Source organism: Acinetobacter sp. TY1, from assembly GCF_048551395.1.
GTDB lineage: Bacteria > Pseudomonadota > Gammaproteobacteria > Pseudomonadales > Moraxellaceae > Acinetobacter.
Genome location: NZ_JBLYZK010000010.1, coordinates 40,212 through 62,636, shown reverse-complemented (window position 1 = coordinate 62,636; position 22,425 = coordinate 40,212). Strand labels below are relative to the sequence as shown.

21 protein-coding genes are annotated in these 22,425 nt (G+C 36.1%); 5 read left to right on the top strand and 16 right to left on the bottom strand.

Translation table 11 applies throughout. The annotated features are described in order from the left end of the window. Window positions 1–51 precede the first annotated feature (51 nt). On the top strand, window positions 52–363 hold the full coding sequence (locus ACK2M2_RS08285; RefSeq protein ID WP_409511383.1) for a type II toxin-antitoxin system RelB/DinJ family antitoxin: 312 nt from the start codon (window positions 52–54) through the stop codon (window positions 361–363). A 95-nt stretch (window positions 364–458) separates the two neighbouring features. Beyond that, window positions 459–902, top strand: coding sequence for a GNAT family N-acetyltransferase (locus ACK2M2_RS08280; protein ID WP_409511384.1), 444 nt, complete (start codon window positions 459–461; stop codon window positions 900–902). A 4-nt stretch (window positions 903–906) separates the two neighbouring features. Here ACK2M2_RS08280 and ACK2M2_RS08275 read toward each other — a convergent pair whose 3' ends face one another. Then, window positions 907–1,629, bottom strand: a complete 723-nt coding sequence (locus ACK2M2_RS08275; RefSeq protein WP_419347414.1) for a pseudouridine synthase — start codon at window positions 1,627–1,629, stop codon at window positions 907–909. Between the two features lie 218 nt (window positions 1,630–1,847). On the opposite strand from ACK2M2_RS08275, the gene ACK2M2_RS08270 reads away from it, so the two are divergent. Further along, window positions 1,848–2,300, top strand: a complete 453-nt coding sequence (locus ACK2M2_RS08270) for a DUF441 domain-containing protein (RefSeq protein WP_409511386.1) — start codon at window positions 1,848–1,850, stop codon at window positions 2,298–2,300. Between the two features lie 89 nt (window positions 2,301–2,389). On the opposite strand, the gene ACK2M2_RS08265 is transcribed toward ACK2M2_RS08270, so the two are convergent. The 5 genes from ACK2M2_RS08265 to ACK2M2_RS08245 form a co-directional block, all read right to left on the bottom strand. Continuing rightward, window positions 2,390–3,091, bottom strand: coding sequence for an MFS transporter (locus ACK2M2_RS08265; RefSeq protein ID WP_419347411.1), 702 nt, complete (start codon window positions 3,089–3,091; stop codon window positions 2,390–2,392). Beyond that, entirely contained in the window at window positions 3,045–3,590 is a 546-nt protein-coding gene (locus tag ACK2M2_RS08260; protein WP_419347409.1) for an MFS transporter, read from the bottom strand. Before ACK2M2_RS08260 ends, ACK2M2_RS08265 begins: the two co-directional genes overlap by 47 nt. Window positions 3,591–3,719: 129 nt before the next feature. Continuing rightward, window positions 3,720–4,727: a diguanylate cyclase domain-containing protein gene (locus ACK2M2_RS08255; RefSeq protein WP_409511388.1), complete on the bottom strand. Its 1,008-nt coding sequence runs from the start codon at window positions 4,725–4,727 to the stop codon at window positions 3,720–3,722. A 286-nt stretch (window positions 4,728–5,013) separates the two neighbouring features. Then, entirely contained in the window at window positions 5,014–5,934 is a 921-nt protein-coding gene (locus tag ACK2M2_RS08250) for a LysR family transcriptional regulator (RefSeq protein WP_409511389.1), read from the bottom strand. Between the two features lie 564 nt (window positions 5,935–6,498). Continuing rightward, the gene (locus ACK2M2_RS08245) at window positions 6,499–7,482 is read right to left on the bottom strand and encodes an ion transporter (RefSeq protein ID WP_409511390.1); all 984 of its coding nucleotides are present in this window, start codon (window positions 7,480–7,482) and stop codon (window positions 6,499–6,501) included. Window positions 7,483–7,765: 283 nt separating this feature from the next. Between ACK2M2_RS08245 and ACK2M2_RS08240 the strand changes: the two genes are divergently transcribed. Next, window positions 7,766–9,121 (top strand): amino acid permease, encoded by a 1,356-nt coding sequence (locus tag ACK2M2_RS08240; protein WP_409511391.1) that lies wholly within the window; start codon window positions 7,766–7,768, stop codon window positions 9,119–9,121. Between the two features lie 276 nt (window positions 9,122–9,397). Then, window positions 9,398–9,883, top strand: coding sequence for an Lrp/AsnC family transcriptional regulator (locus ACK2M2_RS08235; RefSeq protein WP_409511392.1), 486 nt, complete (start codon window positions 9,398–9,400; stop codon window positions 9,881–9,883). Between the two features lie 59 nt (window positions 9,884–9,942). Here the strand turns inward: ACK2M2_RS08235 and ACK2M2_RS08230 are convergent, their stop codons facing one another. The 10 genes from ACK2M2_RS08230 to ACK2M2_RS08185 all read right to left on the bottom strand — a co-directional run bounded on the left by ACK2M2_RS08230 (window position 9,943) and on the right by ACK2M2_RS08185 (window position 22,396). Further along, window positions 9,943–10,155, bottom strand: coding sequence for a hypothetical protein (locus ACK2M2_RS08230; RefSeq protein ID WP_409511393.1), 213 nt, complete (start codon window positions 10,153–10,155; stop codon window positions 9,943–9,945). Between the two features lie 500 nt (window positions 10,156–10,655). Then, window positions 10,656–11,879 carry a sodium/glutamate symporter gene (gltS, locus tag ACK2M2_RS08225; RefSeq protein WP_409511394.1) on the bottom strand — a complete coding sequence of 408 codons (1,224 nt, stop codon included), beginning with the start codon at window positions 11,877–11,879 and terminating at the stop codon, window positions 10,656–10,658. 292 nt (window positions 11,880–12,171) lie between these two features. Next, entirely contained in the window at window positions 12,172–12,393 is a 222-nt protein-coding gene (locus tag ACK2M2_RS08220; protein ID WP_419347402.1) for a hypothetical protein, read from the bottom strand. Window positions 12,394–12,597: 204 nt separating this feature from the next. After that, window positions 12,598–13,269 carry a hypothetical protein gene (locus ACK2M2_RS08215; protein WP_419347400.1) on the bottom strand — a complete coding sequence of 224 codons (672 nt, stop codon included), beginning with the start codon at window positions 13,267–13,269 and terminating at the stop codon, window positions 12,598–12,600. A gap of 13 nt (window positions 13,270–13,282) precedes the next feature. Then, complete coding sequence (locus tag ACK2M2_RS08210; protein WP_419347397.1) at window positions 13,283–13,384, bottom strand: hypothetical protein; 102 nt, start codon at window positions 13,382–13,384, stop codon at window positions 13,283–13,285. A 25-nt stretch (window positions 13,385–13,409) separates the two neighbouring features. Next, window positions 13,410–13,841, bottom strand: coding sequence for a hypothetical protein (locus tag ACK2M2_RS08205; RefSeq protein ID WP_419347394.1), 432 nt, complete (start codon window positions 13,839–13,841; stop codon window positions 13,410–13,412). 93 nt (window positions 13,842–13,934) lie between these two features. Further along, window positions 13,935–16,574 carry a bifunctional aconitate hydratase 2/2-methylisocitrate dehydratase gene (locus tag ACK2M2_RS08200; RefSeq protein WP_409511398.1) on the bottom strand — a complete coding sequence of 880 codons (2,640 nt, stop codon included), beginning with the start codon at window positions 16,572–16,574 and terminating at the stop codon, window positions 13,935–13,937. Window positions 16,575–16,958: 384 nt separating this feature from the next. After that, a complete protein-coding gene (locus tag ACK2M2_RS08195) occupies window positions 16,959–17,228 on the bottom strand; it encodes a hypothetical protein (RefSeq protein WP_409511399.1) in 270 nt (89 codons plus the stop codon). Between the two features lie 127 nt (window positions 17,229–17,355). Further along, window positions 17,356–17,727: a hypothetical protein gene (locus ACK2M2_RS08190; protein WP_409511400.1), complete on the bottom strand. Its 372-nt coding sequence runs from the start codon at window positions 17,725–17,727 to the stop codon at window positions 17,356–17,358. Window positions 17,728–17,863: 136 nt separating this feature from the next. Further along, the gene (locus ACK2M2_RS08185; protein WP_419347390.1) at window positions 17,864–22,396 is read right to left on the bottom strand and encodes a translocation/assembly module TamB domain-containing protein; all 4,533 of its coding nucleotides are present in this window, start codon (window positions 22,394–22,396) and stop codon (window positions 17,864–17,866) included. Window positions 22,397–22,425: the final 29 nt, after the last annotated feature.

The window sequence follows — 22,425 nt, the reverse complement described above, 5'->3', positions numbered from 1 at the left end:
AGCAAATTTGATTAAAATAGGCTGAGAATTTAAATCTGTTTGGCTGTAATTATGAGAAAAACTGAAGTCTACCAAGTACGACTTGATTCACAAGAAAAAAAACAGGCTTTTGCTGTTTTTAAGCAGTTGGGAATTACACCTGCTCAAGCAGTCAGATTGTTTTTCAAACAAGTCGTACTGACAAAATCGATTCCATTTGCAATTGAAAATCAAAGTATCAATATGGAACAATTACTTAAATTAAAAAAAATAAAGCTTGAACAATCCACTGCCCTTTCATCAGAAACAATGGATGACACTACAATTGATGATGATATTTTTGCAGAGTTGAATGCAATTTTGAATGAAAGCGACAAAACTTAACAGTGTTGCATTTTTAAACAATTTTTTAAATTTCTAGCGTTCACTTTTGGTTATGCTCAATGCAGAGTTTAAAATTAACTGCAAGGAGCATCTAAATGATTGTTCGTCGTGCTGTTCAAGAAGATTTAAATCAACTCGCTGTTCTTTTCGATGAATACCGTCAATTTTATGGTTCGTCATCCAATATTAAACAATCTCATCAATTTCTAAAACAACGTTTTGATAATCAACAAAGTGTCATTTTTATTCATGTAAAAGATGAAACCTTTACAGGTTTTGTGCTGTTATATCTTGGATTTTCTTCAGTTGCTTGTTCAACGTATTATATTTTAGATGATGTTTACGTAACACCTATATATCGCCGACAAGGCTCTGCAAAACAATTAATTGATACTGCGATTTTATTTGCACAACAACAAAATGCTATGCGCATTAGCCTTGAAACACAAAAAAATAACCATCAATCCCACCAATTATATGAACAGATGGGATTTGTTAGAGACAGTGAGTTTCAGACCTATCACTGCTTCCTAAAATAAACGACTAAATGTCTACCAATGTCTCAAGTGTGTTTTTAGCTGCGAGTATTTGTGCTTCCGTTAAATATATCCATTCACCTTCTGCCAATTGTGAAAGTCTAAGTTGACCAATTTGTGCACGATGTAAGCTTTCAACTTTATTGCCTACAGCAGCAAGCATACGCTTCACTTGATGATAAACCCCTTGATGTACAGTCATTTGTAATTTACTTTCTGCCAATGCTTTAACATCTGTTGCAGCAAAAATACCTTTTTCATTGCGTAACTCAACCCCACTTTCAAGTTGAGCCATCTGTTCTGTGTTTATGAGATCAGCTGTTTGCATTTGATAGACTTTAGGCACATGCTTTTTAGGATGGGTTAAAGCTTGTAAAAATTGGCCATCATCAGTCAAAATTAATAAACCTGTAGTGTCTTGGTCAAGTCGCCCCACACACTGTAAACCTCGGTTAAGTAATACATCATCAAATAAATCAAATACACTAAAATGATGCGTCGACTGGTGTGAACATTCATAACCTTGTGGTTTATTTAGCGCAATATAAACCTTTTCACGATATTGCCACGTCTGACCATAGACCGAATAAGTCAATTCATTTAAATCCAGTTTAAACTTAGGATTACTGATCACCTCACCATGGATAGTCACAGCACCGTTTTTAATCAATTGCTGACAGTGTTTACGAGAGCCAAAACCCTGTGATTGCAACATTTTTTCGAGTAACACGGCATAATCCTTTGAATCTATACATTCTGAATCTGCGTAGTGTACCCGATCTAGGGCATGACCTCGTGTAGAATCTTATACGCAGTATTGAACACCTCTATCCCTAGCAACTTAACTTCAATCTTTATGCTGAGTCTTAATCATTTTACTCAACTCAAATTCAATCTAGCGAGTAAAAAGCGTTACAATAATATGCTGTCCTTGTTATCGAAGTTGATATGTCCCATCTCGATTTAAATTTAATTGTTTTATTGGTGCTGCTTGGCTGTGGAATTTTCAGTCACAATACGGCTGTCACCATTGCCGCAGGTGTGCTGATTGTCTTCAGAATCACACCACTGAGTCAATTTTTCCCATTACTACAAACACATGGACTTGAAGTCGGTATTATTATTTTAACCATTGGCGTACTCACACCTATTGCAAGTGGTAAAATTCCAGGAGAGGAAATTCTCAAATCCTTTTTAAGTTGGAAGTCATTACTTGCGATTGCCATTGGACTTTTAGTGGCATGGCTTGGTGGACGTGGTGTTAAATTGATGAGTAATCAGCCTAATGTAGTCGCAGGCTTATTGATTGGTACAGTTGCAGGCGTTGCGTTGTTACGTGGCGTGCCTGTTGGTCCACTCATTGCAGCAGGATTACTCTCTTTATTGATTGGACAATCTTAATAGATCTAGCTTAACCTCTATATTAAGAATCTAGTCTTAGTGCCCCAGCCTTTCTTGACTCATTGTATTTATATACTAATTCAGTAATTTTACTCAACAATTGCATCACGTTGAAGATTTAGCGTTTTGGGATGAAATAGTCTTTGACATAAAATCATACCGAAACCAGATAGTGTCGCCATTAAGATTCCAACCCAAAACCAAGAGTCTGCGGAAATTGAAACAATGAATGCAATGACAGGGGGTAAAATGAACTGAGAAATAGATGAAAACTGTAAAACTAAACCAATTGTCGTACTAATTGCAATTGGCTTAGCTGCAAAATGAATTGCCTGAGAGAAAATAATCGCAGCAATATAGCCTCCGAATAACGAAAAGCTCAACACTAAAACATATTGTACGATAAAAGGTAAAAATTGCTTAAAGCAATAAAAAGCAATCGCACAGACCATCAAGACCACATAAGCAAATTGCATCAACAATTTTGCCTGTATACCTCGTTGTAGTAAAACGCCACACCACGCAGTGCCTACAGCATTACTCATGGCAACAACAGCCGTCAGCACACCTGCCATTTGTAATGAAATTTGATTCTGTTGATAAATAGTCGGTAAAAATCCGACCAAACCCAACCACTGTCCTGCATAAGTACCAAACATCAGTGCTAACAACCATGCAGGAGAATGTTTTAAGGTCATAGCAATGAGTTTTTGAATATCTACAGTTTGTCTATGTCGAGGCGTTTCAGGAATTTGAATATAAATAATGAATGCAATCAGTCCGGACAGCATTGCAAAGAACAACCATACCCACCTGCCATCCCATAAACAATAATAAATAGGGCGTACACAATAAAGCGATTCCCATACCACCGCCCATATAGGCACTCCAGAGCCCCATTTTTTTATTAATTTGCTCAGGTAATGTAATTTGACGGATCAATGCAGGCGCACTTGTCGTCACTAATAGAAACCCAAAACCCTCAATAACTCTTAAGAAAAGTAATGCACTTACGCTTTGGCTTATACTGCCCAAAATACTTGCACTCGTCAGCAGCATTAATCCTGTAACAATACAACGGCGTAACCCCAATTTTTCTACATAACTACCAAAAAGTAAGGCAAAACACATGCCTGCACCTTGTACCAAGGACAACAGTAAACCTGCTTGAAAAAAGCTAATCTGTAATTCTTGTTGTAAAACAGGTACAACTGGCGGTAATTTTCCAATATGCATTGCAGCAATAAAGCCTGCAAAAATAATCCATATATCCTTAGAGCGACCGAACATTTACACAATCTTTTCACATGATTTTTACACTATATATGAAAAAAGCACTGTAATTTTAAATTTTTCTTGGTTGAAAATTTTGTGCCATGACTTTCTTAAGAGAAAGAAAGGAATAATACATCCCTAAACTTAAATACTTAAACTCAAAGATTTTTTTTGTCGTTTGTGCGCATACATTTTTTGATCTGCACATTCAATCAGTTGGTTAAGTTCAGCTGCATCCACAGGGTAAAATGCCAAGCCAACACTCGCACCAATGGTTAATTTAATATTTTCAAACACAAAGGGTAAGCCACATACTTGTGCAACCCGATTCATCACAGATGTTGCTAATTCTTGATCGGCAACTGAACTTAAAATCACAGCAAACTCATCTCCGCCTAGACGGGCAACCAAGTCATTTTGACGAGTATTATTGACAATTCTACGGGCAATTTCTTTGAGAGCCTCATCGCCAAGCCGATGTCCATATTGATCATTAATTGGTTTTAACCCATCCATATCAATCATTAAAATGCCCAAAACTTTACCTGCTTGTTTCGCTTTCTCAACTCCTTGTCGCAAGCAATCTAGGAATAATGCACGATTGGCAAGCCCTGTTAAATGATCTTGTGTCGCAAGTTTATAAAGTTCTTGCTCACCAAAACGAGTAGCGTGATACATGGCTGCTGCAATCAATTCAGACATAAGCCCTAATAAATTCATATCACTTTCTTGAAAAGCATCAACCCGTTCTGAATAGATTTTCAATACGCCGATAGGTTCGCCTGCATGAATCAAAGGTACAACTGCCATGGAACGTAACCCGACACGGCGACATGCTTCACGGTCTACGCGAACATCATGTTCACTGTCCTGACAATACAGCGTTTTATTTTGTTCAATGCACAACCCTGACAGACTATTATGCATGCCTAAACGTAAGCCCAAAAACTGATCTGCACCATTCGACACTGCTCGATAAACCATATCACCATCTTCAGCAAGCTCAACAATCGCACCTTTGGCTTGTGTCATATCTTGAACTTGCTCAGCAACAAGTGTCATTACCGCATTAAGGTCTAAACCCAATTTAGCAATGGCAGTTTGGGTTTGAATCACGGTCATTAATTGTTGCGAGCTTGGTTGCGTAGACATAGATCATCCTAAATACATCTGATCGATTTAAAATTAAAATCTAAAAATGAGTTCGATTTCATGTGATATTTTAAAATGGTTATTGTTTAAAGTATATCCACTTTTTAACTATTATCACGGTTAGAGATTAAATAACCCAAATATCGCAGGTAAAGTCATTCTTAATACTACAACTCTAAATCTAGTCAAATATTATTAAATTTTTTAAAATAGTTATTTTAAACAAAAACAAATTCATAATAAAAAGCCCTCTCCGTTTTAAAGGAAAAGGCTTTTTATTGAATATTTAAGCACTGTAATATTGATGACGTTTTTGTGCAAATTTATCTAGTTGTTTTAAAAATCCTTCAAAATAGCTCTTTTCCATCTCTTCAATACGATAACCTGCATACAAAGTACGGCGTAATCCTGTTTTTCCAACGCAGTGCAAACGTCGTGATGTTACCCACCCCTTCTGCTCATATTCATTAACTACCCAATCAGGCAATGCAGCAATTCCTCGCCCACTTGCAACCAATTGAATCAGCATTTGCGTCAAATCGGTTGTACGAATATGTTTCGGTTGAATGTTCGCAGGAAGAAAAAGTTTCGCCATAATATCTAGACGATGTTTATCGACAGGATATGTAATGAGGGTTTCTTCTGCAAGTTCTTGTACGGTAATTTGTTCAGCACGTACCAAAGGATGGGTATTTGACAAAACCAAACGTGATTCATATTCAAAAATTGGAAAATATTCAATACCTTTTAAGGCAATAGGATCTGCGGTAATGAGTAAATCAAACTCACCGTTTTGTAATAATTCATGCGGGTTTGCCTCAAAACCTGAAGCAAAATCGAGATCTACATCAGGATATTGATGGCGATATTGATTCAACAATGGCATCAACCAATCAAAACAACTATGACATTCTGATGAAAAAATAATACGTCCCGTTTGCCCATGCACAATCCGAGTAATATCTGATTGTGTAATATGAATTTGTGGCAAAACATCATCAGCAAGTTTCAATAAACGTTGTCCAACATTGGAAAATGTTACAGGACGTGAACGGCGATTGACCACCTCTACTCCATACCAATGATCTAACTCTTTGAGTTGATGAGAAATTGCTGATGGCGTTAAGCATAGATCATTGGCAGCAGCAACAAGTGAGCCATGCTCACGTAAGGCAGTTAAGGTTTTAAGGTGACGAATTTCTAGCATGAGCGAGGGAGTCCATAAAGCAAAGCTTTATCTGAGTAAAAATTCAAAGCAATACTTTGAATGTCTCGATGAAGTAAAATATTTCAAGTGAATTATCGAACTAAGTCTTCAGTGAGATCCAATTAACTAAACAACAAAGTAAATAATATTCAGTATGACATGAATTTAATGAACAAAATTACAGGTGAACATTTTTCAACAATTTCATAAAATACATGAATAATTTTTATCTAAAAGTCAAAACAATAATATATGAAAATATTTTGAATCAAGAATTAGATATGACAGCGATTTTCTTTAAAGATAAAAACATTGATATCTACAATACTTTTTAAAGATTCATAAAGAGAACTCAACCATCAAAATATTGCATCTAAAAAAATTTCATTTAAATCATCACCTTGTTCAATTTATTAATTTTTCCCAATAATGTGCTTATTTGGCGAAATTTCTTGCCATACATTTAAAAATTTCACTTCATAAAATCAATAAAACCTTTTTTGATTAATTATTGGCTTAAACAAATACCAATATAGAATTAATGCTTTCATTATTTTACAAAAGCTAATCAGGTAATTTATAACCACAATTAGGACAAAAACAAAATTTGCTTTTCTCCTTTAAAAGTTCTTTTTCTTTACGTTCATTGATCAGTTGTAAAACAATTTCTTTAGTCTGATCAACAGATAGGCCAACATCTTTACGAATTTGATCAATCTTTTGTGAATCATCAATAATATCGATTTCACAATTTAATAATAAATCACGAAAGCGTATTTCCAATTGTTGTTTACGTTGCTCTAACTCACTCGCTAAACCACTTGCCAGAATACCTGCAGGTAAAGCGGCTAAACCAACCCCAAGAATAGTAATTAGCGCACCTAAAAATCGCCCCGCAGGTGTAATGGGTGTCACATCGCCATATCCAACTGTGGTCAATGTCACCACAGCCCACCACATAGACGCAGGAATCGAGCTAAAAACTTCAGGTTGTGCCCGACTTTCAACCACGTAAATACCTGCTGCCGCCATCACAATCATAATACCAAGAATAAAAATAACCGCTTGAAATGAACCTTTTTCACGCTCAATGACACGCAACAAAATTTGTAGGGACACAAAATAACGAGTGAGCTTTAACAAGCGTAATAGACGCAGTGTTCTTAAGAATCGTAAATCTATTTGTACAAAGAAATTGATATATGCGGGTAAAATAGCCAGTAAATCAATAATCGCGGCTCCACTCGTGATATATTTCCAGCGTTGATGCCATTCCGAATCGAATGGATCTTTCTCGACCACACTCCAAAAACGTAAGATATATTCCACTGTAAAAATCAGGATAGAAATATTTTCAAAAATATCAAAATACCATTGATAATCTTTATAAATTTGATTAACTGACTCAAGTAAGACCGCAATGACATTACCAATGATCAAACCAATCAACGCATAGTTGATACAACGACTAAATAGCGTTTCATTTTCTTCATCATGTAGATTGTCATAAACAAATTTACGGAGGGTATACCAAACGGTCAATCTCATGTGCCATGCTTTATTTTTTCTAAGCCATTATGTTAATCGGCACACGAGTAAAAGACAAATTTACCCACGGTAAATGAATGTTTATTTCTAATGCAGTTTTAAACCGCATATTGCGCTCAAAATACAAACAGTCATTTTTTATTCATAAATAAAATTTCATTATTCCATAAAAAATAATTATAGTTATAGCGTTTAAATTTTGCCGTTTTATTGTAATTCGACTAATGCCAACGACAAGTACATTTACACCTTTTTATCTTTTTGCAAAATACATGGATTATTGATGTCTACTCAACAGCAAAGCCAACTTAAACACGGGCTAAGCAATCGACATATTCAGCTGATTGCCTTAGGTGGTTCTATTGGTACTGGGCTCTTTCTCGGTATTTCACAAACCATTAAACTTGCTGGCCCATCTGTAATTCTAGGTTATGCCATTGCAGGTCTTATTGCCTTTTTCATGATGCGTCAATTGGGTGAAATGGTCGTAGAAGAACCTGTGAGTGGTTCTTTTAGTTATTTCGCCTATAAATTTTGGAGCCCATTTGCAGGCTTTATGTCAGGTTGGAATTATTGGGTACTCAATGTTTTGGTGTGTATGGCTGAACTGAGTGCAATTGGTTTATATGTACAGTATTGGTGGCCTGAAATTCCAACATGGGTTTCTGCCTTAGGCTTTTTTATTTTTATCAATATCATTAACTTGATGCATGTAAAAGTCTTTGGGGAAATGGAATTTGCCTTTTCCATCATCAAAATTTTAGCCATTATCGGTATGATTGGTTTTGGCGCATACTTACTCGCAAGTGGTCATGCAGGAGAAACAGCTTCTGTGAGTAATTTGTGGGCTTTGGGTGGCTTTTTCCCTCATGGCTTATCAGGCTTAGTCATGGCAATGGCAATTATCATGTTCTCTTTTGGTGGCATTGAATTGGTTGGTATTGCTGCAGCAGAAACCAAAAATCCAACGCAAACCATTCCTAAAGCTGTTAATCAAATTGTTTACCGTGTTTTGCTATTTTATATTTTGACTATTTTTATATTATTGTCACTGTTTCCATGGAACCAAATTGCTGAAGGCGGTAGCCCCTTTGTCTTAATTTTTGATTCTTTGGGCAGCCAAGGCGTAGCAACTGTACTCAATTTTGTAGTACTCACTGCAGCAATTTCTGTTTATAACGGTACGAGTTATGGCACAAGTCGCATGTTGCTCGGACTTTCAGAGCAAGGCAATGCGCCAAAATTTTTAAGTAAAATCAATAAGCGTGGTATTCCTTATACGGCTATTTTAGTCTCAGCATTGGTTACTGCAATTTGTGTATTATTAAATTATTTATTTCCAGACAAAGCTTTCAAATTGCTCATGAGCCTTGTCGTTTCTGCCATTGTGATCAATTGGATGGTGTTATCACTGACTCATTTGAAATTTAAAAAGCGCATGATTCAATTACAAAAAATGACGCTTTTTCCAAGCCTCATGTACCCTCTGAGTAATTATATCTGCGTTATTTTTATGCTCGGTATTCTTTGTATTATGTGGATGACGCCCGATATGCGTATTGCAGTTTTGCTGATTCCACTCTGGATTTCATGTTTAAGTTTAGCCTATTGGTTAAAACAAAAAAGAGTGAAATCTTAATATTAAATGATTGAATTGCAATACTATATTGCATGCTAATCGGCAAAGTCTTGAAAATAAAATTGAGGTACACAATGCATCTTGAGTGGCACCCTTCCGCTAAAGATGCATTGCATACAATCAAAGCCAATCTCCCAAATGCCTTTGATTGAATAGGATTATTTTAATACGCTGCACTATAGAATGTTTCCCGAATTTAGGTTTAATCTTTCTATTTTTCAGAATAAAATTTCATTTTTTCAATCATTTTTGAAAATATTTTTTGTGACAAGCGATATGAATGACAACCGATACTCTCTAGACAAAATTGACCGAAAAATTTTATCGGCACTTCACAAAGATGGTCGTTTGACCATTGCACAACTTGCAGATTTGGTAGGTTTATCATCCTCACCGTGTTGGACACGAGTTAAACGCCTTGAAAATTTAAAAATTATTGAAGGTTATTCAGCAAATATTAATCCCAAAGCGATTGGTATCGATGAGTTATTTTTCATTGAAATTACGCTTGAACGTCATGATGATGAAATTTTAGAAGATTTTAGTGATGCTTTAGCCAATATGCCCGAAGTCGTAGAAGCACACCTAGTCACAGGTGATTATGATTATTTGGTTAAAGTTGCTGTGAAAAATGCAGAGCATTATGAGCGATTCTTACGTAAAAATTTATATTCAATGAAAGGAATTCGCCATACTCGGACTATCTTTGCATTAAGACCACTTAAAATAGCCAATAGTGCTGACTTAATGATGATTGAGTAATTCTATAATGTAGATCAAGACCATATACTTATCAATTGGTCTTGATCTACCATAAACGGCTAATCAATAAACCCATATTTTTTAAGTTTTTTCTCAGAAAAATATTCACGAATAACCAATGTTGTAATCACAATAATAACTACAAGTATTCCCGCTGTTAAAGTAAGCTTAGCAAAAACTTCCACACTGAGTAATTTAAACAATAATTGTGCAATCGAAAAACAACGCCCATAAATTAAAATATTTAATGCACTAAAGATACCGTATTCCACTTATTTCGCTCTAAAATTACAATATAAGCTTCGTGTTTCCAAAAAATGAATAGATGTAGGATATCTTTTCCATAGTCTTTATTTCCCAATCTTCGGTAGCATTTTAATTTAAAAAAATTGTAAATTTTATTGAATCAACTTTTCAAGAACCTAATAACAATAAGCAAAGAATACTTTCTTGATAAATAATTACTTATATTCTTTTATATTTAAACTTCTATATTATTAATGTTAATTATTTCATAAATTTATTTTTACTATTCATATTTATAACCAATATTAAAAGAATATATTCCGTGATAAATACTCCAATTTATGCTTTAATACTCTTAGTATGAGATGAGCCTCTACAGTATGTGCCCTAGATGCACATACGACTAGCCCCTGAAAATGGGGCTTTTTAATGTCTATCTTTAGATTATTTACATCATCATTCCAAAAATAAGATTAAAAAAAGCACCTTGAGGTGCTTTTTAATTTTTAGGATAAAATTAGAACTATTAGCTCAAAATACCAATTGAAAATTGAATGACAAAAGCATTCACAATATCTACGAAAAATGCCCCAGTCAGTGGAATAATCAAAAAGGCCTTATGTGATGCACCATAAGTATTGGTTACTGCTTGAATATTAGCAATCGCAGTTGGTGTCGCCCCTAAGTTAACGCCACATTGCCCTGCACAAAGTACAGCTGCATCGTAATTTTTACCCATAATGCGAAAAGTCACAAAGTACAAATAGAGTGCCAAAAATATCGTCTGAACAATTAAAATAATAACTAAAGGCCCTGCTAAATCTGCCAACAGCCATAATTGTAATGACATTAATGCCATGGCTAAAAACAGCGCTAGTGAGGCATTACCAAAGACATCAATACAACGCTCAAAGACCTGAACCTTCAAACCATGTTCTAAAATATTACGTAAAATTACACCACACATTAGTGCCCAAACAAACGTGGGTAATTCAAACCACTGTCCTTTAGCCAGTGCTGTCATGAAGTAAGCAAAGCTGATACAGATGGCGAACATCCCCATAGTTTTTACCGCATCATCGGCTGTAATTAAGCGGGTCTTTTCTGGATACTCGAACGGCGCTGTTTGTGATGCAGGTGGAGCTTCTTTTCGACCTATTTCAGGGGAAAGCTCTTCCGCCAATTTGTAGCGACGTATTAGGAATTTTGCCACTGGCCCACCCATCATACCGCCAATGACTAAACCAAATGTAGCACTCGCCATACCTAAGGCAATAGCCCCTTGTACGCCATGTTCCTGCTCAAAAACCGTTCCCCATGCTCCCGCTGTGCCGTGCCCACCTGTTAAAGTAATAGAACCTGTAATTAAACCCATCAAAGGATCCAAACCTAAAGCTTTAGCAAGACTTATACCGACTACATTTTGCAGCAAGACAAAAATCACCACGCAAACCAAAAATATAAGTAGTGATTTACCTCCTTCTTTGAGTTTAACCAAGCTTGCACTTAAACCTACAGAGGTAAAAAACATCAGCATAAATATTTGCTGAATTTTAGTGTCAAAATTAACCGTAACATTAAAACTTTTGAATAATAAGTAGGTAATTAAAGCCGCAACTAAGCCACCTGCAACAGGTTCAGGAATATTGTATTTCTTCAGGATGCTAACTTTGTTGACAAATATATAACCAACAAGGAGTACTGCAACGGCAGCAACTATGGTCATGAAGGCATCGAATTGATAATTCATACGATATCCAATAAGTCTTATTTATCTAATTTTAAACGGATTAGTACGTTATGGACAGGACTTTATTTTCCACTTTGATATTTTACTTATACCAATATAATTATTTATAAAAACTACACAAAGGAAAAATATCGAAAATTAGACCAAAATCTTGATCTAATTTATTAAAATCATGGGCAATGTCTATAATTTAGCTTTATGCATTAAAAATTCTATAGTTAGATATTGCGATAAAGTAAAAATATTTGAGTATTTAATATAAAAATTAACGATATAGAGTCTGAATAAAAAATTACTTAGAATCTATATCATACACCCAGTTTCTAGCTTGCTGATCTGTAGTAGTTTCACAAACATAATAATTGTCATCTCTTAAATCAGGATGAAAAATTTCCAATTTTCGATACGTCACTTGCTTTGAGCTTTCTACACATTCAAATTTCTCACCTTGATCTTTCAAAGCTGAACCATTCAGAAAGCCACCAATACATAAAAATCGAGTTTGTTTTGCCATTTGCTACGTCAACTTTTTCAATCATTCTTCAATGAGGGGATTAAACGATGGATTGATTCACCTGTAAATATTAGCTTTTATAATATGGATCTTTCTGCCAAATCACTTCATCAAAATTAAGCTGAAAAAATAATTAACCCATTAAGTGATACTTTTTTAAATAGTTTAGCATTTACATACAGGATGGCTCTATTACTTAGGCTATTATAAGTGGCTAGACCTAGACATTGATTTATCTAAATAGATTATATAATCCTGAAAGATATATTCACAATTAACCTTTATATCGAGACTATTCGAATTTGACGATATAAAAATAAATTTTATTTCTTTCATATTATTTATATCAGCATTAGCACATCTGAAGTCATGTTCGTTATCATCATATTCAATAATAAAATTTAAACTTTCATCAAAGTATGAAGCAATATTATATAAATGCTCATTTAACAATATGCACTTTAAAATTTCCTCAGAATCGGGAAGTACAGTTACAAGATCTATAGAAATTTTTTCTCTGAAAAATTCAATAAGAAATTTTCTATTTTTTAAATTAACCTCAATCATTAAATCTTTATCACAATGCCATTTACCTGAAATACGCTTTAAATATGAATAAGCTAAATCATAATCATAACCACATTTAATAGATGTCTTAATTGAATGTAAAATATAGCTATTCATTTTTTTTACAAAGGAACTTTCCCCAAATCCTTTATCACAATTCAAATATACCGCCAACAATGATTCAGATATAATATTTTTAGAATCAATACAAAAAGGCATATGCTCAAAAAAATTATATTTTCTAACATATATGGCATAATTCTTATATTCAGAATCAAAAGTCTCAGAGTAATATGTATTAATAGCCAAAATTTGTGTCAACTTAAAATCTAATGTCGCACGTAAAATATGTAATTTTTACATTATTAAAATCAGAAATTTTTTCTTTATTCTGATCAACCATTTTTAAAACTTGATATAACATCCTAAAATAATGTCCAATTTCACTATTATTTGCATGAATATTTTTTTTTGCTTTCTTCTAATGTTTTTTCAATTGTAAATTCACTTACCTGATTTATATCTTTTAATATTTTATTTTTCACTTCTTCATTAATTTTATATTTAATATTCTCTAGTGTTTCTAGCATTAAAAAAAATTTATTATCAAAATTATCCTGATCTGATTTTTTTCTTTCAAAGTTTAGGGTTTTAGCTAAAAAAACCAAACTACCAGCAGTAAGAATTATACCTAAAGTACCACTTAAAAAGCTACCTAGATAACCATAATTTACAATAGTTTGATCTTTATCAGTAATACTAATTGATGGAATTATTGAAGTAAAATACATTACCCCAATTAAAAATACCACCAATATGATTGGAACTATATAAGCATAAAAACTAATACTTAAAATAATTTTAATGTCTCGAATATTCATAATCACAAAACTTACATATCATGTAGTATCAAAAAATAAGGGCTGATTTCTCAGCCCTCATTTTATACCGCTTATTGCTTAATTAACAAAGAATTAAGTTAACTGAGCAGCAGCAATTTTCTTGGTATCAATATCTTTAGCAGCATCTGTATACTCGCCCATCTTGTCGAAGCTTAAGTATTGGTAGATGTCAGCAGACATGCTGTCAATTTGAGCAGCATATTCTTGATATTCTGCAGGTGTTGGTAATTTACCAAGTACCGCAGCAACAGAAGCAAGTTCAGCAGACGCTAAATAAACATTAGCACCTTGACCTAAACGGTTCGGGAAGTTACGCGTAGAAGTCGAAACACAAGTTGTGTTCGGTGCTACACGTGCTTGGTTACCCATACACAATGAACAACCTGGCATTTCAGTACGCGCGCCAGCTTTACCATAAATGTTATAGAAACCTTCTTCCATCAATTGGTGTTCATCCATACGAGTTGGAGGAGCAATCCAAAGACGAGTGTTCAACACGCCGCCAGGAACTTTCTCTAACAACTTACCAGTAGCACGGAAGTGACCAATGTTTGTCATACATGAACCAACGAATACTTCGTCAATTTTCACGCCTTGAACGTCAGATAACAATTTTGCATCATCTGGATCGTTTGGACAGCAAAGAACTGGTTCAGTAATTGTCGCAAGGTCAATTTCATATACTTTCGTATATTCAGCGTCAGCATCAGCTTTAAGAAGTGATGGATTAGCCAACCATTTTTCCATGTTTTCAACACGGCGCGCCATCGTACGAGCATCGCCATAACCTTGAGAAATCATCCACTTCAACATTGTGATGTTAGATTTCAAGTATTCAGCAACTTTCTCTTCAGAAAGCGTGATTGAACAACCAGCAGCTGAACGTTCAGCAGAAGCATCAGAAAGTTCGAATGCTTGCTCAACAGTCAGGTCATTTTCCATTTCTGTTAAGTCGATCTCAAGGATACGACCAGAGAAGATGTTTTTCTTACCTTTCTTCTCTACAGTTAAATCACCTTGTTGAATCGCAACATAAGGAATTGCATGTACAAGGTCACGTAGTGTGATACCAGGCTGCATTTTACCTTTGAATTTCACAAGAATAGATTCAGGCATATCAAGTGGCATAACACCAGTTGCTGCAGCAAATGCTACAAGACCAGAACCCGCTGGGAATGAAATACCAATTGGGAAACGAGTATGTGAGTCACCGCCTGTACCAACAGTATCCGGCATTAACATACGGTTTAACCAAGAGTGGATAATACCGTCGCCTGGGCGTAAAGATACACCACCACGATTCATGATGAAATCAGGAAGCGTGTGTTGCATTTGAACGTCAACTGGTTTTGGATATGCAGCTGTGTGACAGAAAGATTGCATAACTAGATCAGCAGAGAAACCTAGGCAAGCTAAGTCTTTCAATTCGTCACGTGTCATTGGACCAGTTGTATCTTGCGAACCAACAGTCGTCATCTTAGGTTCACAGTAAGTACCTGGAAGTACACCTTGACCTTCTGGAAGACCACAAGCGCGACCAACCATTTTCTGTGCTTGAGTAAAGCCTTTGCCTGTTGCAGCAGGTTGAACTGGCGCACGGAACAAAGTAGAAACTGGAAGACCTAAAGCTTCACGCGCTTTAGTCGTTAAACCACGACCAACGATCAAGTTGATACGACCACCCGCACGAACTTCATCAAGAAGAACTGGCGTTTTCAATTCAGCTTCAGCAATCACAGCACCGTTTTTAGATGCAGTTACTTTAGCAGCAGCATGATCAATATTTAGAACGATTTCGTCGCCCATGTTCATGTTTGCAACATCAATTTCGATTGGCAATGCGCCAGCATCTTCCATTGTGTTGAAGAAAATCGGAGCGATTTTAGAACCTAAGCAATAACCACCGTCTTTTTTGTTCGGGATGTGCGCAATGTCATCACCAAAGAACCAAAGAACTGAGTTCGTTGCAGATTTACGGCTTGAACCTGTACCAACAACATCACCAACATAAGCAACTTGGTTGCCTTGTGCAATAAGTGCTTTAATTTGGTTAAGTGGACCAACTTCACCAGGAACTTCTGGATTAATACCATCACGTTCATTTTTCAACATTGCATTTGCGTGCAATGGAATATCTGGACGGCTCCAAGCGTCTTGTGCAGGTGACAAGTCGTCTGTGTTTGTTTCGCCAGTTACTTTGAAAACTGTAAGTTTAATTTCTTCTGGAACATCTTTACGAGTCGTGAACCATTCAGCATCTGCCCAAGACTGCATAACAGCTTGTGCATTGGCATTGCCCGCTTTTGCTTTATCTGCAACGTCATGGAATGCATCAAATACTAGAAGCGTTTTTTTCAATGCTTCTGCAGCTAAACCAGAAAGCTCTGCATCATCAAGTAATTCAACTAAAGGTGCAACGTTATAACCACCAAGCATAGTACCTAGTAAGTAAACCGCACGTTCTTTAGAAACTAATGGTGAAGTTGCTTCGCCTTTAGCAACGGCTGTTAAGAAAGCAGCTTTTACGTATGCAGCTTGGTCAACACCTGCTGGAATACGATTTTCAAGTAAATCGACTAAGAATGCTTCTTCGCCTGCTGGTGGATTTTTTAACAACTCTACCAAGTCAGCAGTTTGAGCATCGTCAAGTGGCTTCGGTGGGACTCCGAGTGCGGCACGTTCAGCAACGTGTTGGCGGTAAGCTTCTAGCACGGTTTATTCCTCTTTTTTAAAAAATTGCCTCTGAATTCCAGCTTGTCAAAAGCTTCACAGGCAATATGGACAGTCAAATTTTACTAAAAATCAAGCCAAAAGTTAATGCAAAGATCGTGTTAATTCGTGATGACCATTATTTTATAAATAAATACTCATCTGATTGTCATATTAAACAACATATCCATTGAAATAACTTTTCATTTGATGCCGAAATTCACTATTTTTCAGCATTTTTGAAAAATAGATGTTTAATTCGCCTTATTTTGTCAAAAGTTTTCTATTTATAAAAAATAGATTTATTTTTACATTACTTTTGACTTGATTGAGCAACAAAAAAAGCAACTCATGTTGCCTTTTTTATCTGTAAAAGTACATTACACCTTAGTGTACAGTGGTTTTAGCTAAATAGCTTTTAAGTTGATCACGACATCCTTCAAATTTGATTTGAATTTCATCTTGATGTTGCATGGCATGATCAGCACAGGAAAATGTGATATTAACTTGAAATAATTTGGCTTGCTCATCAATAACATTTTGAAATACGACTTGATCACCAAGGCTAAGTACATAATGACTGCCACCAACGATCGCAACACCCTGTTCGTCTTCTAGCAATAAATCTGCATTGTGTAAGTATGCGACTACTTTCATCTCCACCACTCCTTTGCAAACATCTATTTTAATATTTTATATATGCTTTTCTCTTTTTATGCTAATCAATTTTTCTGACAATACATGTTTATAATTCACACTTATAAGATATAAAAAAAACCGTTCCTTAGAACGGTTTGTAATCGGGCATCTTTTTCGGATCATGTGGTGTATTTACACATTGCTCATAAGCTTCTTTTTTAAATCGTGCCTGAACTGCATCTTTATCTGCTTTTAATTCAGCATCAGGTAAAGCATAGATCTTTTCAAGATATTCCAAAACAAAACCTTTAGTCGTAGCATCTGTCACTTTGTTTGCATAGTCTATTGCTTGTTGTTTGGTAATGCCATTTTGACGATCGAGCGCAATCGTTCGTGCAGCATTTCCAATACTTGTGCAGTAACCTTGCCAAATTTCTTCAGGGGTTGCAGGTTTCTTTTCGGCACAACCTGACATCAATAGTGCAGCACTTATGCTCAAGATCACTAAACTTTTCATTACATTCTCCTGTTGCGACATATCATACTGAAAAAACTTTCTAAAAGGGATATTTTCCAAATTTTCATCGATTGATTGCTTTTTCATACGCATGAAAAAGCTCGAAGCACTTAAGGTTATCGAGCTTTTATCAAATTTAGAAACGCCAATGGTAGAACACGTCTATGGCTTTTTCGAGTGATTGACTTGCTTCAAGATACAAACGTTGATTCATTTGATAACGTAAGGTTAATTTATTAACAGGGGTAAATACCCCAACACCATAACGAATATATAAGTCAGGTGTAATATAGCCCGTCAAACTGACTTGTGTGTCATCTCCAGTACCTTGTGCGTCAAGTGCCAAGCCACTTAAACCAAAAGTCTGACCAATTTGATTGGTAAAGGCGCGTGTACCTCCTAAACCTAAACTAATTCCTGCCGCTGCAATGGTATTATTAACATCGGACTTAAAGCCATCGGCATTGCTTAATCCACTCGATCCTTCATTAATTCGCCCTGTAATCAAGGCATTCATTGCTTCTTGATCCGATAAGCCTGCATCATTATAAACTTGAATATTTGGGCTCACTGCTGTGCCTGTAACACGAACCCCTACAGTACTACCCTGAATCACTTTGGTTGCATCTACATCGAGCGTTGGATTGGACAATGCTCCATTAAAACGCGCAATTGCACGATTCAAATCTAGTCGCTGACCATAAGCTTCAATGGTCACTTTACGTCCTACACCAATCGCCCCATTGGCACGCATTGCTGTTTCAAGCCCTCGTTGGGTCAAATACACACGCCCAAGTAGTGGAATACGACTATTAAAGCCCTGAAAAGTAACCTTATCACCTAATTTCACATCGACATCAGCACGAATATCCCAAGGCTGTGCTGCTTTGAGTAAGGCAAGTTGATCTTGACCTTCACGAACGATACGAGCATCTGGACTCACATTAATCACTGTTGCACTCGCCTCAGGCATTGAAATGAGCGCAGCAGGAATTGTTACATTTCCTTTGACAGTTAAGCGTTTACTTAATGGCAATACATCTACAGACAACTCAGTATCAACCAAAGCGGTCACTAATGAAGCCTGTTGAATCACTAACTTATCGCCTTTTAATGTCAATTGAATATGTGGATCATTTTTCCAATTTATACCGCCCGTTAACGTCCCTACACCACGACCACTGTTAAATGCACCATTAATTGTTGCAACATCTTGGCGAATCGAAGAATAGACTTGAATATTGGTTAGGTTTACAGGCAGTGAAATCATGCTGATACTGCCATTTTTCAGACGCATTTCCCCATCAAATAATGGTTTGCTTAATGTGCCTGAAATTTTACCCGCAAGTGCCAACGTCCCGTCCATTTTACGGACATCAGCAATAAACGGTTTTAATATTTTCAACTGCACATCATTAAATGCCACTTCACCACGCATTGGTTTTGCATCGGTATAAGGATCAATAATGACATTGGCATAGCCTGTACCAATATTGGGTGCTTTCAAATCCACACGCATTTGCAAGCCACTCGGTATACTTTTCGCAATAATACTTGCCTCATCATAGCTAAGTGTTGAAGCAGCATCATCAGGATCGTCAGCAGCAACACCAATGACGCCACTTTTCGTGACCATTTTGACATCAATTTTAGGACGCGTACCTTGTGCCCAAGAGGCTTTAGCATAACCATTGAGCTTGCCTGTCATAGCTAAGCCTTCTGGCATAAATGCACCAAAGTCTTTCAAATCGAGATTTTTGGTTAAGAATGACACATTGCCTTTAGTTTGACTCGCACGAATGGGTTGATCAAAACACAATTGGCTTTGTTGACTCGACCAACAGTGCTGTCCAACATATAGTTCTTTATTTGCAGTGGTATAAATAATTGGTGCATTTTGATCTTGTATAAGATGTACACGCACAGAGTCAAACTCACCTTTTTGAACTTGCCCGAGCCAATCATTTTGTGCATTAAAACCACCCGCCATTTGCACATAAAATTTTGAATAGTAGTTCCAACCTTGTAATTGGATTAGATGTGCTTTTCGTGTTCCCGATAACGTCAATGCGGCATATTGAATTTCACGACCACCACTTCGTAAAGTATCCATTTGCGCAACCATTTTTGCTGGCGTCGTCATTGATGTTGGTAATTCACCTTTTAAACTCAGTTTTTTGATACTCAAACTATTTTGATAACCAAAATTATCTATGGCAAGATTTGCCGTTGCACTCAAACTTGGTTTGGCTTTTATATTTAAATAACCATGTGCTGTACCACGTAAACCTGGATATAACTCATATAGAGCTGGTGCATTGATATTTAAGCGTAAGTTTTGGGCATTCCCAGTCGCTTGAAGCTGATTATTAGCATAAGCAAGTAATAAGTTATTGGCTTCAAACTGTGTCGGAACAAAACCATTTTGATCACTATTTAAAATGACAGCCAAATTACCACGTCCACGCAAAGGCTTATTATTGATCATACCTGCAACATTGAGCTGTTCAATGTTGATTTTCTTGATTTGATCACTCCATATACCTTGCGTTTTTACATTACCAGAGACTTCACCACGAACGGATGAAACAAAATATTGTGGTTTAAAGTGTATCAATGAAGCATTAATATTCCAGCCAAAACCATTGGCAATTTGCACCATTCCACTCGCAACCACTTTACCTGCGGCACCATCGTGTTGCAGGTTTTCAATATTGAGCAACTCAGGTGTACCTGAAACCTTAAATTTCAATACGCCATTGCCCTGTGGGAATTGACTCGTATTTAATGCACCATCGTATTTCACAGCAAAACTTTTAAAACCACCGCCTGCTTTTTCGTTATTAAAGATAAGGGCAGCTGTACTTGTTCCTGTCAGTTTCAATGTTTCAGCTTTGGCTTGATTGACCATTTTGCCTGTTAAATCAATCGACTGAAATTGAATAATTTGCTGATTTGGCACAGCATAACCATTGGCTTTAACTTGACCATTCAATGAATTGATTGGTGCTGCACTTGCAATACTTTGCGGATTAAAGTTTTGTGCGTTTAATAATGCATTCCATTTTAGTTGACGTTTTTCATCAGGTAGCTCAATCACGGCATTACCCGTTAAACGACCTTGATCTGCCTGATAGCTAAACTCAGGAATGTGTAAATTATTATCTTTTAAATCTAACTTCGCTTGATATTGTCCCGCAGGCAATGTCGCTTGCTCATGCTTACCAATGGTTGTTGCAACTTGAATGTTCTGCTGTCCTTCAACCAATGCCAATTTTACATTGCCCGAGTCACTACTTAGCCATCCAATATAAGGCATCGCCCGATCAATATTTTTCCACTGAACATCCATCAATATTGGCTGTGCTTTTTTCGCTTTTTCTTCAGCCTGTGTAAGGTTTAAATTCCAAGTTTCAAACTTGTCAAAATCAACATTTGCACCTATTTGCATACCTTCTTTTAATGCACCTTTCGAGGCAATATTGGCATCTAATGATGGTGGTAAAAAGTCTCGAATCGCTTGTGGAATAATTTTATCTTTCGGACTAATACGATCTAAACGCCCTTTAAGATCCCAATGCACATGATCTTCCCAACTCACCATACCTGCTAAATTAATCGCACCACCCATCAATTGACCATTTAGATTGGTAATATTCAATTGATTTAATAAATCGGTACTCATTGCAGCCGTATATTGACCTTGTGGAACATTTTTTCCACTAATATCCGTTTGCACATCTAAATTGAGCTGTTCAATATTACCATTAAATGTCGCAGTGCCTTTTTTAGACATTAATTCTTGATCTAATAACAAGGGCCAGTGATAGTCTTTGAAAATCAATCCACCTTTCATTGGCACATGTGTACGCATGGGATGAACCACTGCCCAACCAGTCAGCATATCGGGTGTTTTTGTCGCAATACCCGCTTTAATCGTATCTAAAGTACCGCGAGCATCGACATAAATATCTTCAACATTTAAGCTTTTCAGTGATGGTAATTTTACAATTGCTCTCGCATTAATTGGATATTTACCTGAAAAATCCATTGAACCTGTTGCATTTCGTACAGATAAATAACCCATATCTGTTTTTGCATTTTCAAAGGTTAATTGGGTTCCTGCCCACAATGCTTCATGCAATTCAATATCATTAAAATCGACTTTAACACCTGATGATGTTGCAATCTGCAAATGATCAACCGTTGCATCATCAATACGTAATACAAAAGGTAATTTAATTGGAGTAAATTTGAAGGGTTCATCCGATGGTGGCGATTTCATAATAATTCGGAGATTATTGACATCACCGTGGCTTAAATGAATTTCTTTATTCACAATAGCACGCCAACCAAGTGATACGTCAGCCCGATCAATTTTGATATCGACAGGTTTTAAACTCACAATAATATTTTTTAAAATAATTCCCTTGAGTAAATTCCCACTTTCATATTGATACTGAATAATACTTTGTTTCGATAAAACACGATCAAGTAAAAAACGACTTCCTTTGTCCGTTGAAAACATCAGCGTCAAAGTCCCGACTAAAATCAACAACAAAACACCAATCCACACTAGAGAACGGCGTAACATACTACGCTTCTGCTTAGGCGTCATTTTAGGTTCTTCCTGTGGTGTGTTAGGTTCTTGCTGTTCAATTTCAGCCATAATATTTCAGTAATCCTGTCTTATTGTTA

Coding starts and splice junctions, on each gene's coding strand:
- ACK2M2_RS08285 (WP_409511383.1), top strand. CDS start 52: ATGAGAAAAACTGAAGTCTACCAAGTACGACTTGATTCACAAGAAAAA.
- ACK2M2_RS08280 (WP_409511384.1), top strand. CDS start 459: ATGATTGTTCGTCGTGCTGTTCAAGAAGATTTAAATCAACTCGCTGTT.
- ACK2M2_RS08270 (WP_409511386.1), top strand. CDS start 1,848: ATGTCCCATCTCGATTTAAATTTAATTGTTTTATTGGTGCTGCTTGGC.
- ACK2M2_RS08265 (WP_419347411.1), bottom strand. CDS start 3,091: ATGCTGTCCGGACTGATTGCATTCATTATTTATATTCAAATTCCTGAA.
- ACK2M2_RS08260 (WP_419347409.1), bottom strand. CDS start 3,590: ATGTTCGGTCGCTCTAAGGATATATGGATTATTTTTGCAGGCTTTATT.
- ACK2M2_RS08255 (WP_409511388.1), bottom strand. CDS start 4,727: ATGTCTACGCAACCAAGCTCGCAACAATTAATGACCGTGATTCAAACC.
- ACK2M2_RS08250 (WP_409511389.1), bottom strand. CDS start 5,934: ATGCTAGAAATTCGTCACCTTAAAACCTTAACTGCCTTACGTGAGCAT.
- ACK2M2_RS08245 (WP_409511390.1), bottom strand. CDS start 7,482: ATGAGATTGACCGTTTGGTATACCCTCCGTAAATTTGTTTATGACAAT.
- ACK2M2_RS08240 (WP_409511391.1), top strand. CDS start 7,766: ATGTCTACTCAACAGCAAAGCCAACTTAAACACGGGCTAAGCAATCGA.
- ACK2M2_RS08235 (WP_409511392.1), top strand. CDS start 9,398: ATGAATGACAACCGATACTCTCTAGACAAAATTGACCGAAAAATTTTA.
- gltS (WP_409511394.1), bottom strand. CDS start 11,879: ATGAATTATCAATTCGATGCCTTCATGACCATAGTTGCTGCCGTTGCA.
- ACK2M2_RS08220 (WP_419347402.1), bottom strand. CDS start 12,393: ATGGCAAAACAAACTCGATTTTTATGTATTGGTGGCTTTCTGAATGGT.
- ACK2M2_RS08210 (WP_419347397.1), bottom strand. CDS start 13,384: ATGTTATATCAAGTTTTAAAAATGGTTGATCAGAATAAAGAAAAAATT.
- ACK2M2_RS08205 (WP_419347394.1), bottom strand. CDS start 13,841: ATGAATATTCGAGACATTAAAATTATTTTAAGTATTAGTTTTTATGCT.
- ACK2M2_RS08195 (WP_409511399.1), bottom strand. CDS start 17,228: ATGAAAGTAGTCGCATACTTACACAATGCAGATTTATTGCTAGAAGAC.
- ACK2M2_RS08190 (WP_409511400.1), bottom strand. CDS start 17,727: ATGAAAAGTTTAGTGATCTTGAGCATAAGTGCTGCACTATTGATGTCA.
- ACK2M2_RS08185 (WP_419347390.1), bottom strand. CDS start 22,396: ATGGCTGAAATTGAACAGCAAGAACCTAACACACCACAGGAAGAACCT.